Origin of the sequence: Synechococcus sp. 63AY4M2, assembly GCF_002760475.1 — a bacterium.
GTDB lineage: Bacteria > Cyanobacteriota > Cyanobacteriia > Thermostichales > Thermostichaceae > Thermostichus.
Window position 1 is genome coordinate 1,078,386 of the sequence record NZ_AXUX01000001.1, and the last position, 12,888, is coordinate 1,091,273.

Sequence of the window (12,888 nt, forward strand, 5' to 3'; positions counted from 1 at the left end):
TAAGGCTTAGCTCGAGATAAATGTCGGTTGTAGCGTTCGGTTCTTCCGGTCTGGACGGGTTTTCACGTTTTGTATTGGCAGACGGCTCTCCGAATATCTCGCTTGTTCCTCTCTCTTTCGGAGATCGTCGATGTCGATTTATGTAGGTAACCTTTCCTTTAAGGTGACGGAAGCGGAATTGACCGCTGTGTTTGCCGAGTACGGTTCTGTGAAGCGGGTGCAGATCCCCACCGACCGCGAGACGGGCCGCATCCGCGGCTTTGGGTTTGTGGAAATGAGCTCTGAGGCCGAAGAGCAGGCTGCCATTGCCGCTCTGGATGGCGCGGAATGGATGGGCCGCGACCTCAAGGTCAACAAGGCTCGCCCGCGGGAAGAACGCCCCACCTCCGGTTTCCGCTCTGGTAACGGCGGCGAGCGGCGGCGCAACTTCCAATCTCGCTATTAACTCGCTATTAAAACGTCAACCCCTCACCCCCGGCCCCTCTCCCAGAGGGAGAGGGGGGTTGGGGATCGAGACAACGAGCCTTTTCTTGCAACTAAGCCGGCGGTTTGTCCGGCCAGGGCTCTGTCAGGTCAACGGCTAGGGGATCCCAGTCCCAGCCCCAGTCGCGGGCAATGGCCTGGGTGAGGCCCAACTGGCCAGCGCCCGGGTAGCGGGCCAGGGCCAACAGGAGATCCACCAGTTGCTCGCCAGTGGGGGTGCGGCCAAAAATGTGCAGCCCATCCCGGATCTGGGATTCTTTGAGCTCGCAGAGGTAGCCATCGAGGCGGCCCCAGTCTTCCTCTTTCTCCAGGTTGAACTGCCAGTCCAGCTGCTCTCGGCGAACCAGCTCTTGGATCTGGGCGCGAATCAGGGGGCAGCGGCCCGGATCCATCTGCTGGGCCTCGTAGTACTCGTCCATCAGCCGCTCCAACTCTGCCAAGGGGCCGTAGAGCTCGGCGCGGGTCAGGGGCGGGGTGAGGTGGTCGAGGATCACCGCTTGGGCCCGCCGCTTGGCCTGGGATCCTTCGCCGGGGTCGTTGACGATGAAAGGATAGAAGTGGGGCAGAGGCCCTAGGGCAATTTCTGGGTAGCAGGTGGCGGAAAGGGCGGATCCCTTGCCGGGCAGCCACTCCAGGTTGCCGTGCTTGCCCACATGCACCACCGCGTGGACGCCGAACACCTGGCGCAGCCACAGGTAAAAGGCCAGGTACTCGTGGGGTGGCACCAGATCCGGAGCGTGGTAGTTCAAAGAGGGATCCCGGTCGTAGCCCCGCGGCGGCTGGATCCCGACAAAAACGTGCTCCAACTGCAGGCCGACAATGGGGATGTCGTGGGCAGGCGGATCCCCCCACTGCCGCAGCAGATCGCCTTGGACAGCGGCAGGCAACTGGGCAAACCACTCCCGATAGAGGGCAGCCGGCAGCACCTGCCGCGCCGGGCGTAGGGATCCCAGCGGATCATAGGTTTGGCCCTGGGTTAGCCAGCGGATGAGCTCATCTCCGCTCTGGGGCAGTGGACAGGCGCGGTAGCCGGCTTGCGCCAGGGCTTTGAGGATCTCGACGCAGCTTGCCGGTGTATCCAACCCTACCCCATTGGCCAGCCGCCCATCCCGGCTGGGGTAGTTGGCCAAAATCAAGGCCAGACGGCGCTGCTCGGCAGGGGTGCGCCGCAGCTTTACCCAGTTGGCCGCCAGCTCGGCCACAAACGCCACCCGATCCGGCACGGCCTCATAGGCCATGATCTCCGTCTGCAGGCGGGGATCCCACTGTTGAACCGTCTTGAACGAGATGGCCCGGCTGAGGATGCGCCCGTCCACCTCTGGCAGCACCACGTTCATGGCCAGATCCCGCGCCCCCAAGCCTCGCGTGGCGTTCTCCCAGCGCTCCCGCGACCCGCTGCTCAAGACCACCTGCACAACCGGCACATCCAGCTCCTGCCAAAGGCGAACATCGGGCTGCTCGCTCTCCAGCCGAGCGAGGGAAAAACTGGTGGTGTTCAACAAAAGTTCAATTTGGCCGCCGAAGTGCTCCCGCATGGCCTGGGGCAAGTCCGGCTCCTGCAGGCTGTAGGTATAAAGACACAGCGGCTGCAACCCCCGCTCCTGCAGGGCTTCGGCCAGGGCATCTATGGGCTGCGTATTCCCCGCCAAAACATGGGCCCGGTAGAGCAGGATCCCTACCTTGGGGGCGTGGGGATCCCTGGGCAGGGGGGGATAGTAGATCCCCAGGCGGGGCAGCACCTGCGGCTCCGGCACGGCGTACTCCTGCCCCAGGAACTCCCTGGCCAAGAGTTTCAAGCAGGCCGCCACATTGGCCGCCCCCCCTTCCAGCCAGTACTGCCACACCCGGTCTGCCACCGCTAGGGGCACGGTGGAGTGGCTGACCAAATCCCAGTCGGGGCGGTCATCCCCAGGGATCACAATCAGGGTGGATCCCGCTGCTGCCGCTACCTCTTTGGCCACCTCCAGGCCATAGCTCCAGTAGGCCCTTCCCCCCAAAAGGCGAAGGAGCACCACCTGGGCCCGCCGCAACACTTTCTCGGCGTAGTCGTCGATGCTCAGGGGCTGTTGCAACTGCAGCAAATTGGCCGCCCGCACCGCTGGAAAATCAGCCGGCAGCAGCCGCATCGCCGCGCTCAAGGCCGTCAGATCCGTGTCGGCTGCCGACAGGACAACGATGGGGGCCGGATCCTGCTCCAGGAAAACGACCCCGCCTTGCGAAGGATCCCATCCCCCTGGCAAAGCGGCTATCCGATGCATAGAGCCAGCGCCAAGCGCTCCGCCAGTAACTTCTCCTCAGCGTACACCTCAGCTTAGCGACCGTACTTAAGCACAAAAGCAGCCTGCCCGCCGGCGCTGGTCTGGCCGGGGAAAGTTCCCTGGTTGACACTCCCACCCAGGGGATTCTTACGCAGCCCAAAATGGACTCGCGAAGGCGCTGTCAAGACGCCCCTAGACAGTCCTTTGAGGCATAACCTCAAAGTTCTGCTTACTTCGGACTTAAGTTCCTCCAGGTTAGTTATTGCCGCGCGGGTTTTGCACCGCAGTAGGTTGTTTTCCTGGAGAAGCTCTGTACTAACTATAACAAAGAAGCAACTAAAGTTGCTCAAGGGCTTTTCCGCCCCGCACTCAAGTACGGGGCTACCAAGCTATCCTCTTGTGTACTTGCGCAAGAAAACATCGCTGCTCCCCGCCGAGCTTTGGCCAAAAAAGTTTCCCTCGGTTACCCCTGCCACCCAAACATTTCCCTGGGCATCAATCGCGATGGCGCGGGCTTCGTCAGAGGAAGGGGTGCCCAACTGGCGCAGCCAAGGGCCGCGACCACACCCAAAACCTAAGCCGACACAAGCTAAGCCGCCCAGAACTGCTCTAGCCAGTGCCTGTCTCCTGCTCATAGGCCCTCTTTTCCGAGCTACTCCCCGTTTCATTCCCTCCCACACCCCTGTCTGGTCGAGGGCAATCAAATCCTCCGCTGGAATATCCCTGACTTCTTGACTATAAGCTAGTCGTTCTCTTTGCACCTCTTCTTCTTGGTCTCTCGCACTGCGGTAAGTCTTTTTTTAGAGTCATTCCTTGCTTTTTCAAGAGATTGTGTATCGTGACGGTACTCACATCAATCGCTAAGCCCTCCCGCAAGAGTTCTTGATACTGCCACAGGTAGAAGTCTGGTTGTTCCGCAATAATTGCCATCACTTTCTTGAGAATCTTCCCTCAAAGCGATCCCCGCCCGGAAGGGCTAGGAAGAGCTGAAAATCCTCTTCCCTACCATTGTGGGAGGTAGCTGTCATTAGCAAGAAATGGCGCGTTAGCTGGGAGAGCAACTTACCTAGCTTATAGCGCTTGGTTTCCTTGACTTCTCCGCCGAAAAAAGAGGCCGAGAGCTTGTGAGCCTCATTGACAGCAATCAAATCCCAATCTGTTGCCTTCAGCTTTTCTTGCAGCGCCTCATCTCGGCTCAGTTTATCCAGCCGGGCAATCAGCAAAGGGATCTCTTGAAACAAATTTCCCGTTCGCGCAGCTTCAATCCGCTGCAGCACTAGGCTGCCAGGACAGACAATGAGACAACGGTGCAGATTGCCGCGAATCAAGAGCCCCGCCATAACTCTCTTGCCGGCGCCGGGATCTTCAGCCAGCAAAAAGCGCAGCGGCTGCCGCGTCAGCATTTTTTCATAGACGGCGCTAATCTGGTAGGGCAGAGGTTCCGCCAGGGAGGTATGAACTGGAAGTAGGGGATTGAAAAGTGGGCTAGACGAATTCGTTAGGCTTCGGAAACCAGCGGGAACAGAGCCTCATCTCGCTTGAAGTTCCAGAAAAATCCCTTGGCTACAACTTCTGGGGCCGTCTCTTTGTCCCGAAACACTCCCCCGACTAAAGTCGGGGGATTCCTACGCAGTCCACAAGCGGACTCATCAAGTCGTTGTCAAGACGCCCCTACACAGTTCTCTAGGGCAAAGCCCTAAGGTTCTGCTTACTTCGCTGAGCAACGCCCCCACCCCAGGCACTGGAAGGAAGAAAGCCGGGATCGCCTACAGAGATAGGCCCAGCTTCAGTCCCAGCAAAGCATGGGCGAAGAGCACGCAGAGGATGAGGCTGCCTAAGTAGGCATGGGTGGTGCGCAGGGCCTCGCGGTTGCCCCCAAAGCCACTTAGGGACAGGGCACCGTTGGCTGCCAACAGCAGCAACACCAGGGATCCCGTCCAAAAATGGGGGCTGCTCAGCAGGGGCTGGCCCTGCATGACCAAGGAGAGAAGGCCGCCGGTGTAGCCTAGGGCAATGAAGGTGGCCATCCAAGGGGCCAGCTTGCGGTGATCCCAAAGCGGCTTTTGGGCCGATTCCGGCAGGGATCCCTCGGCTGCTAGGCGCAAGACCCGCCCCCGCCAGCCGGTCAGGCCGACAAAGCTGCCCATGACCACTACCACAATGCCCATCATCAAAGGATGTCCCCATTGCACGATTGGCTGGGGCAGGTTGAAGCCGGCAAAAAACTGGGCCACCGGCTGCAAGGCAGCCGTCAACCTCTCCGAAGTTGCCGACAGATCGGGCAGAGCCACACTCAGCATAGGGATCCCTCCACCTTCGGGACAACTACAACTTCTTAACAAATCTACAACAAACCCACTTTCGATGACAGATGCCGGCGGGAAGCTTCAGGGGGTGCAGCCGCAACGGTAAAATGTCTAGCGGTGAAGCCGTGGTCGGCCACAGATCTTCGGCTGCCGCCTGCTGATGAGCAAAACGGAGTTATTCACATGGCCAAGTTGTTGTTGGGGGATCAGTCCTTTGAAGTTGAGCTGCTGACGGATGTGCCCACCAATTGGCCTGGAATTAAAGTCATGTCCAAGGGCGCCAAACTGGATATCCCAGCAGGAACAGTGGTGAGGGTGGAGTCGGAAGATGACCATGTAACCGGCTCTTACAAGGTGGTTTATCGTCTGGCTCCCGCCTATCCTCGCAGTTGGCGGCTGCTTCTGGAGCGGGAGAGTGCCGCTGCACCGCAAGCGGAAGCGGCTCCAGCGACCAAACCTGCTCAGGTTGCCCCTTCGGCAGCCTCGTCCCTGCCCAACAGCGACAAGATCTTCACCATCAAGGTAGCCGGTCTGGTGGGAGGGGGCGTGCGCAAAAGCGTTGTCGAGTACAAAGTGCCCTTCAGCCGCCTTTCTCAAGAAGTAAAGCGGATTACCCAAAGGGGGGGCAAGATCGTCAGCATTACGGAGTCCAATTTGTTGAGCAACCTCGACTAACTTGCCTGGAAGGCATCTGGGGCGGTGGGCTTTGGCTCTGCTGCCACTTCTATGGGCTGGGGTGCTACCTGGGCGAGGAAAGGGATCCCTGGGCGTTTTGGAGGGAACCACGGGCAAGGGCTTCCCTATCCCCAACCAGGAGATGGGGGTGGTAGGCTGACGTTGGTTTTGCCGGTGAGGAGGAGGACATGACGTCTCGACAGCCGCCGACGCGCCGGGGCGGCCATCCAGTTCCTAGGGCAAAAAGGGGATCCCCCTTCCTGGGCCGAAGTCTTTCTAGCTCTGCGCAGCGACCGCCAACCCAGTTGCGCTTCCAGCTGCTCCGCTTCTTGGCTTTGTTGACCACAGTGCTGGGATTTGGGACGGGAGCCCTGGTGGCCTGGGCCACTGCCCATCCTGGTTGGGTGAGCCGCCTGTCGGGGCTGCTGCCACCCCCAGCCGAGTTGCCAGCGCCTCGGGCCGAGGCCAAGGCAGCCCGACAGCGCCCGCCCCTCCCCCAACAGCCGCAACTGCAGCGGGATCCCTTTGCGTTGGATCCCTTGGCCAGCCTCTCCTACGTGCCCGCCATCATGTATCACGATGTGGTGGCCGGCCGCAAAGAGGTTTGGTTTGACACCACGGCGGCGGAGCTGCGACAGCACTTTGAAGCCATCAAGCAGGCGGGGCTGATTCCCATCCACATCGACCAGCTTTACAAACACCTGCGAGATGGGGATCCCTTGCCGGAAAAGGCCATTTTGCTCACCTTTGACGACGCCTACCTTGGGCTTTACGAAAACGCCTACCCGCTTTTGAAGGAGTACAACTACCCCGCCACCTACTTTGTGCAGACCGGCTTTGTCGGCGTGCCCACCAGCAAAGATCACTTCACCTGGGATCAGATGCGGGAGATGGATGCCAGCGGGTTGATCGACTTTGCTGCCCACACCGTCAACCATCCCCCTGACCTACGGGTGCTAGACGATGCCCGCCTGCGGCGAGAGGTGTTTGACTGCAAGACCAAGCTGGAAGAGGAGCTGGGCCACCCCATCCACTACTTCGCCTATCCGGAAGGCAATCGGGACGAGCGGGTAAAGCAATACCTGGCCGAGGCGGGTTACTGGATGGCCTTTACGATGGATCCCGGCTTTACGGGACAGTCGCCCAACTTGCTGGAGGTACGGCGCTTTAACCAGTTTCGCATCACCGAGGCCATCATCGGCGCCCGCACCTTCACCCTCAGCCGCAGCCCCGACTACTGGCTGGATGTGACTCAGCCCCTGGCCCCGACCGATGAGGTCATTGACGGGGTGAGGATCCTCACCATCCGCGGCGGACGGGCAGCCACGGTGCACGCGGAGCGGCGCTACGAGGTGAGAACCTTGGCCCAGCGCTACCAGGCCGATGCCGGCATCAACGGCAGCTTCTTCTCCATTCCTTGGATCAACTCCGCCAGCAACGTCATGGTGGGACCGGTGATGGCCGCCAACCACAAGACGTTCATCCCCGGTCGCCCCGAAGACGACAAGGTGGTGCGCGGTCGCCCCCTGGTGCTGCTGGGCAGGGATCGGCTGCGCTTTGTGCCTTTTGATCCCGACACGATGACTCAGCTCGACAACCTTCGCCAGCTCATGCCGGATGTCACGGACCTGTTTGTGGCGGGCTTGTGGCTGGTCAAGGATGGCCGGGCCCTTTCGCCAGCGGAGATTGACTCGTTTCGCCTCTCTAGCGCCGCCGAGTTCCGACCCCGCGCCTTTTTTGGGGTGGACGACCAGGATCAGGTGGTAATCGGAGTTACCAAAACCCACGTCAACGCCGCCATCCTGGCTAGCCTATTGCCCAAAATCGGGATCCGCGAGGCGGTGCTGCTGGACTCTGGCTTTAGCACTTCGTTGGTTTACCGAGGAGAAATTCTGGCCACTGGCCATGCCGGCCCCAACCAGCCCAGCCGCCCGGTGCCCCATGCCATTTTGCTCTACGACCTAACCCGTTTGTGGAGGGAGGATCCCCAGCAGCAGGCAAGCGCCAACTCTCCCGGCAGCCAGCTGGAGGGGCTGGTGCAGTTGCTCCCCAGCGGCGACCAGGAAGTGGCCAAGGCGCAGCTGGAGAGCATCCTGGCCGGCCAGCGCACCCTCAAGCGGGGGGAGCGGGGCCCGGCCGTGGTGGCGGTGCAACTGGGCTTAAGCCGCCTGGCCGCTCAGCAGGGACGGCTGGATCTGCTCCCCTCTGGCCCCGATGGGGTGTATGGCAATGAGGTGGCCCAGGCAGTGGCAGAGTTGCTGTTGACCGATCGCGTCAGCGGGACGGAGTCCTTAGCTGGGGGCGGTGAGACGGGATCCCCGCAAACAACCCCCACTCCCCTGGTGGCGGGAACGGCAACCCTGTCCCGATCGCGTCCGTGGGACGGAGTCCTTAGGGTGGATGCCATCGATGCTCAACTGCTGCAACGCTTACTGGAGCGGGTTAATCTCGCCCCAGCCTCTGTGTTGGTGGATACCCGTCTGGAGCGGCCAACTTGGCCTCTGGAGCGCAAGCCGACCCGGAAGCTGCTGCCGAGAGCGGCTCTGGATTGACATACTCCCCACAGCCATAGCTGCAAAGAGTTGGTGAGCGCAGCGATTTAACCTCAAGCTGAGGCCAAAGCCAGGCTAGGCCCCCCTGGTTTGCAGGGTGAAGTTTCTCCCGGCAGAAGCCAGGCTGGTCGCGACTGTTGCGCGTGAAAGTGGCCGAGCGGGGTTGGGATCTGGGGGGAGTGAGAGATATCCTTTCTGGGGCGAGTTCTGCTATCCTGCTTTCAGGAATCTTTAACCTTTCTGATTTTCTGCCGCCTTTGATGGTTGTTGCTTTGGCCTCTCTTGCTTCAGCAAATCTGCCCCGCACTCTTCTGCCGGCGGAAATCGCCCATCTAGACAACCTCAGCTACAACGAACAGGGTTTGATCCCGGCCATCGTGCAGGACTACCTGGACGGGACGGTGCTGATGATGGCCTGGATGAACCGCGAGTCGCTGCAGAAGACTCTGGAAACGGGCCGCACCTGGTTCTGGAGCCGCTCCCGCCAGGCGCTGTGGCCCAAGGGGGAAACTTCTGGCCACGTGCAGTGGGTCAAGCAAATCCGCTACGACTGCGACAGCGACGCGCTGGTTATCTTGGTGGAGCAGGTGGGAGAGGCGGCCTGCCACACAGGGGCGCGAAGCTGCTTCTTCCGCACTCTCCCCGAGAAGGAAGGGGATCCCATGCCGGCCGCCGATACCCTGTCGCAGGTGTTTGCCGTGGTCAAGGCCCGCCAGGCGGATCCCCGGCCCGATTCCTACACCAGCAGCCTGCTGGCCAAGGGAGACAACGCCATCCTGAAAAAACTCGGCGAGGAGACGGCTGAAGTGGTGATGGCGGCAAAAGAGGGAGACAAGGCAGCCCTGGCCCGCGAGGTGGCGGATCTCTGGTACCACTGCCTCGTGGCTCTTGCTCATCATCAGGTGGATATTCGGGATGTCTATCGCCAGCTCCAAGCCCGCCGTTCCCCTCAGTGAAGGTGCTCTGTCCGAGGAGGGGGAGCTGCCTTTGGAGGAGATGGAGCAACCCCCCGCCAAGACCTACCTAGATTTACAGGCTGCGCGACGGGGCCAGGTGGATCTGGAAACCGACCGGGAGACTTTGGCCCGTTACCTGCGCGGCCATGGCCAGTGGATCCAGCGCTGCTTCCGGCCACTCCAGGTGGAGCCCCTCTCTGCCGAAATCTATAGGCTGCAGTTTTTCCGCATGGGCGGGCTGGGGTTTGAGCTGGAGCCCAGCTTTGGGGTGAAGATCTGGCCAGAGGAAGATTACCTGTTTCGGCTGACTTCCATTGAGCTGCCGGGGGATGCCGCCCTGCCCTACTGGGTGGATTGTCGGGCCAGCTTCCGGCTGGAAGAACTACCGGGATCCCTGGCCACCACCCGCGTCCACTGGGATCTCCAGCTGAATATCCGGCTGCATTTGCCCAAGTTTTTGCAGGTTCTGCCGCGCAAGTTGGTTCAGAAAGTGGGCAGCCAGGTGGTGCAGCAGGTTACCCGCGGCCTCAGCGATCGCTTTACCCACAATGTCTGCAGCGATTTCTATGGCTCCATTGGCCGTTCCCATCACCCCTATCGCTTGGTTGCGGTGGAAGATGGGGCGTGATATGGTAAGGGGCACATGTGTTGCGGGCAGGCTGCTTGGTCCTTCCCGGCAACGGGCGATGGGGTTCGCCGCAACCGCCTCAGGCAGATCCTAGGGATAAAGTTTCTCTAAGACTTAGAGCTGGGGCTGATGACTCCTACTCTTCTGGGCAGATCCAGGGGGTGGGAGTCTTTGATGTTGAGTTCTCACCCCGCAGAAACGCGAACGGCTTTTTCTCCCTGGGCTGCCCTTCAACACGCGGACGGCGAGGAGAGAGGTTTTGTTGATGCTGGGCAGTTGGCTGTGGATCTTGGGGATGGGCTTTTTTGTCGGCCAGATCCTGGGCCGGCTGGGAATGCCGCCGCTAGTGGGGATGATCCTGGTCGGGATCCTGTTGCAAGAGGTCTTGTCCCCAGAGCTGTTGGCGGCAGCCGGGGATCTGCGCTTGGTGGCCGTCACGATTATCCTGATGAAGGCCGGGCTGGGGCTGGATCGGGAAAAGCTGGCCCAGCAGGGATCCGTGGCGCTGCGGCTGGGGTTTTTGCCGGCAGCCTGTGAGGCGCTGGCGGTGGCGCTCTTGAGCCGCTGGATCCTGGGGTTGGACTGGGCGACGGGGCTGCTTTTGGGCTGTGTAATCGGGGCGGAGTCGCCGGCGGTGATCGTGCCGGGGATGTTGCGCCTCAAGAGCTTGGGCTGGGGGGTGGCCAAAGGGATCCCGGACGCCATTTTGACCGGCAGCGCCCTTTCCGACGTGCTGCTGCTGTTGGGCTTTAGCCTGTTGCTGAGCTTTTTGGGGCAGGGATCTCCAGAGGGCCTTCGCCTGTTCGGCCTGGAGCTGTCGCCGCTGCAGTGGCTGCCGTTCCAGGTGGGGATGGAGATCCTGCTGGGGGTGGTCATCGGCTACCTGGGGGCGCGGCTTTTGGTGGCGCTCCTGGTGCAGCAGAACTGGACGCGCAACAGCACGCAAGAGGTGTTGCTGGCAGCCTGCCTGGCGCTGGGCCTGGTGTTGGCGTCGCAGGTGTGGCCCTATTTTTCCGGCTACCCGGCGGTGATGGCCCTGGGGTTTTTTCTCGTCCAACTGGATGGGCCGCTGGCGCGGCGGCTGCGGCTTGGGTTCGACGCCCTCTGGACGGTGGCGGAGATCGTGCTGTTTGTCCTGCTGGGGGCCTCTTTGGATCTGCAGGTACTGGGATCCCTGCTCTTGCCCGGCTTGCTGCTTTTGACCCTGAGCCTGCTGTTGGGCCGGGGCCTGGGCTGGTGGCTTTCCACGGTAGGGAGCAACTGGAACTGGCGGGAGCGGCTCTTTTTGCTGCCGGGCAACATGGCCAAGGCCACGGTGCAGGCGGCCATCGGCGGCATCCCCTTGGCCCAAGGGATCCCTGGCGGAGAGACCATCCTGGCCATAGCGGCCTTGTCGATTCTGGCCACAGCACCCCTAGGGGCTTGGCTGACCCAGGTCTTTGCCCCTCGCCTGCTGGAAAAAGGGGAGGTGGATCCCACCAAGGTGGGCAGCCAGGGCAAGGTGAGCTTCTTGGCAGCCGTCGATACTTCTCCCTTGGCCGAGGCAGTGCTGCGCAAGGCAGCGGATCTGGCGCGGCGGCTGGACGGGGAAGTGATTGTGCTCCATGTTACCGACGAGCCGCAGGGGAAGAGAGTAGAACAGTTGCGGCAGCTGGCCCAGCGCCTCTTGGCCGACATTCGCCACGAATTTTGCCTGGCCTCCGGGCCTTTGGCAGAGACCATCGTGGGCCTAGCCCAGGAGCGTCAGGTTACCGATATAGTCATGGGCAAGCGGGGCCAGCGGGGCTGGGAGCAAGTATTGCTGGGATCCACTTCGCAAGCGGTGTTGGAGACCAGCCCCATCCCGGTGATTTTGGTGGAAGAAGAGGAGTTCGGGAAAGCCAGAATTGACACTCCCACCGCCTAAAGGCGGGGGATTCTTACGCAGTCCACAAAAGAACCCGTAACGGCGTTGTCAAAGCGCCTCTAGACAGTTCCTTCACGCAAAGCCCCAAGGTTCTGCTGACTTTCTTAAGTAGGTTGGTGGCAGCATTCGCCTCAGCCTAGAGGGTCTCCACCCGTCGGGTTTTTCACCATAATTAGGTAGCTCATCTCCATCTAGGAAGCTTGCCTGCGAGCTGTACGCCTCCTCTACCTCAATAAACTCCATGCCATAATGCTGACATAATTGCGCAATACGCTCCTTGAACCGACCTGTTGGAATGAAAACAAAGTTTTGGTTAAAGCCGCATTCTTGTTTTTGTTCTTTGTTCCAACCAAAGACGATTCTCCCAATTGAGTGGTGTAAACAGAAGTCAATGACCTTGCGCGCAGCTTTGTGGATTGCATCCCGCATCCGCCGGTTTCTTTTTTCCGTAATTCGACCAAGCTTTTGCAATCAAAACCCCGGCAGCTTGTGAGTCTTGAGCCTAGCCAGCTCCTTGTTGTACCCCTGGTTAAAGGACTTGACTTTGCGGCCGTCAATGATGAAGCTATGTCCTAAGTTGCTAACGCACGTAAGCCAGTTGTTGACTCCGTGGTCAATTGCTAAAGCTTTTCTCGGATCCAGCGATTGAGGTTGAGCAGGCTTGGCATAGACCCACTTCAGCTACAGACTTGCAGGTCTGTTGCGCGGCGGAAACATACATTGCGATGAAGTGCTTGCTTTGGGTTCTCCCCATCTCAGCGCAAAGCTCACCATAGCTTGCCCATCGCTTCGTTTTGAAATAGACTTGTCTCGCATAGTACAAAGCACAGTTGCTTATTAGACTGTTGACACACTAATAGGGGGACTAGCTCTCTGTTCCTGACTATAACCTGCTGACAGCCGTACTCCATCATTGTTGGCAAGCGGCATGACAACCGCAGTCTGACATGGGCAAGCGATAGTGCGAGAGGAAAGTCAACGGTACAATCACTACAACCATGGTGTGGGGCTAGCGGTTGTTTATCTTATTTTTTGGCTAAAGAGAAGGAAAGAGGTCTTGGTAGGAGAAGTCAGGAAGAGGTTGTTTGAGCTATGAAACTATATCAACGACCCCCATCATGGGT

At 60.1% G+C, this 12,888-nt stretch carries 12 protein-coding genes, 2 pseudogenes and 1 riboswitch; of the genes and pseudogenes, 7 read left to right on the forward strand and 7 right to left on the reverse strand.

The genetic code is table 11. The annotated features are described in order from the left end of the window. Positions 1-130 precede the first annotated feature (130 nt). Positions 131-445: an RNA-binding protein gene (locus SYN63AY4M2_RS04805; RefSeq protein ID WP_011429415.1), complete on the forward strand. Its 315-nt coding sequence runs from the start codon at positions 131-133 to the stop codon at positions 443-445. Between the two features lie 91 nt (positions 446-536). On the opposite strand, the gene cobN is transcribed toward SYN63AY4M2_RS04805, so the two are convergent. From cobN to SYN63AY4M2_RS04825, 5 genes and pseudogenes are all read right to left on the reverse strand, one after another. Next, positions 537-2,741 carry a cobaltochelatase subunit CobN gene (gene cobN / locus SYN63AY4M2_RS04810; protein WP_099887247.1) on the reverse strand — a complete coding sequence of 735 codons (2,205 nt, stop codon included), beginning with the start codon at positions 2,739-2,741 and terminating at the stop codon, positions 537-539. 389 nt (positions 2,742-3,130) lie between these two features. Next, positions 3,131-3,280: an SBBP repeat-containing protein gene (locus SYN63AY4M2_RS14130; protein WP_228375497.1), complete on the reverse strand. Its 150-nt coding sequence runs from the start codon at positions 3,278-3,280 to the stop codon at positions 3,131-3,133. 24 nt (positions 3,281-3,304) lie between these two features. After that, a pseudogene (locus SYN63AY4M2_RS04815) lies at positions 3,305-3,680 on the reverse strand (hypothetical protein); the annotation flags it as partial. Continuing rightward, complete coding sequence (locus SYN63AY4M2_RS13915; RefSeq protein ID WP_206336911.1) at positions 3,671-4,018, reverse strand: hypothetical protein; 348 nt, start codon at positions 4,016-4,018, stop codon at positions 3,671-3,673. The gene SYN63AY4M2_RS13915 and the pseudogene SYN63AY4M2_RS04815, both read right to left, overlap by 10 nt. A gap of 489 nt (positions 4,019-4,507) precedes the next feature. Beyond that, positions 4,508-5,041 (reverse strand): DUF4079 domain-containing protein, encoded by a 534-nt coding sequence (locus tag SYN63AY4M2_RS04825; protein ID WP_011429413.1) that lies wholly within the window; start codon positions 5,039-5,041, stop codon positions 4,508-4,510. A 189-nt stretch (positions 5,042-5,230) separates the two neighbouring features. On the opposite strand from SYN63AY4M2_RS04825, the gene SYN63AY4M2_RS04830 reads away from it, so the two are divergent. From SYN63AY4M2_RS04830 to SYN63AY4M2_RS04850, 5 genes are all read left to right on the forward strand, one after another. Beyond that, on the forward strand, positions 5,231-5,722 hold the full coding sequence (locus SYN63AY4M2_RS04830) for a phycobilisome linker polypeptide (protein WP_099812449.1): 492 nt from the start codon (positions 5,231-5,233) through the stop codon (positions 5,720-5,722). Between the two features lie 188 nt (positions 5,723-5,910). Next, the gene (locus tag SYN63AY4M2_RS04835; RefSeq protein ID WP_083759144.1) at positions 5,911-8,274 is read left to right on the forward strand and encodes a polysaccharide deacetylase family protein; all 2,364 of its coding nucleotides are present in this window, start codon (positions 5,911-5,913) and stop codon (positions 8,272-8,274) included. 323 nt (positions 8,275-8,597) lie between these two features. Beyond that, the gene (gene hisIE / locus SYN63AY4M2_RS04840; RefSeq protein ID WP_099813255.1) at positions 8,598-9,230 is read left to right on the forward strand and encodes a bifunctional phosphoribosyl-AMP cyclohydrolase/phosphoribosyl-ATP diphosphatase HisIE; all 633 of its coding nucleotides are present in this window, start codon (positions 8,598-8,600) and stop codon (positions 9,228-9,230) included. Next, on the forward strand, positions 9,190-9,858 hold the full coding sequence (locus SYN63AY4M2_RS04845; protein ID WP_228375414.1) for a DUF1997 domain-containing protein: 669 nt from the start codon (positions 9,190-9,192) through the stop codon (positions 9,856-9,858). The genes hisIE and SYN63AY4M2_RS04845 overlap by 41 nt, the downstream gene beginning before the upstream one ends. 45 nt (positions 9,859-9,903) lie before the next feature. Next, positions 9,904-10,004, forward strand: a riboswitch (Fluoride riboswitch). Between the two features lie 119 nt (positions 10,005-10,123). Next, the gene (locus SYN63AY4M2_RS04850) at positions 10,124-11,764 is read left to right on the forward strand and encodes a cation:proton antiporter (RefSeq protein WP_041438822.1); all 1,641 of its coding nucleotides are present in this window, start codon (positions 10,124-10,126) and stop codon (positions 11,762-11,764) included. A 72-nt stretch (positions 11,765-11,836) separates the two neighbouring features. Here SYN63AY4M2_RS04850 and SYN63AY4M2_RS13920 read toward each other — a convergent pair whose 3' ends face one another. Next, complete coding sequence (locus SYN63AY4M2_RS13920) at positions 11,837-12,193, reverse strand: IS200/IS605 family accessory protein TnpB-related protein (RefSeq protein ID WP_049749708.1); 357 nt, start codon at positions 12,191-12,193, stop codon at positions 11,837-11,839. 42 nt (positions 12,194-12,235) lie between these two features. After that, a complete protein-coding gene (locus SYN63AY4M2_RS14440; RefSeq protein ID WP_206337025.1) occupies positions 12,236-12,445 on the reverse strand; it encodes a transposase in 210 nt (69 codons plus the stop codon). Between the two features lie 280 nt (positions 12,446-12,725). Here SYN63AY4M2_RS14440 and SYN63AY4M2_RS04860 point away from each other — a divergent pair. After that, positions 12,726-12,857 (forward strand): annotated as a pseudogene (locus tag SYN63AY4M2_RS04860) (IS200/IS605 family transposase); the annotation flags it as partial. Between the last annotated feature and the right edge of the window lie 31 nt (positions 12,858-12,888).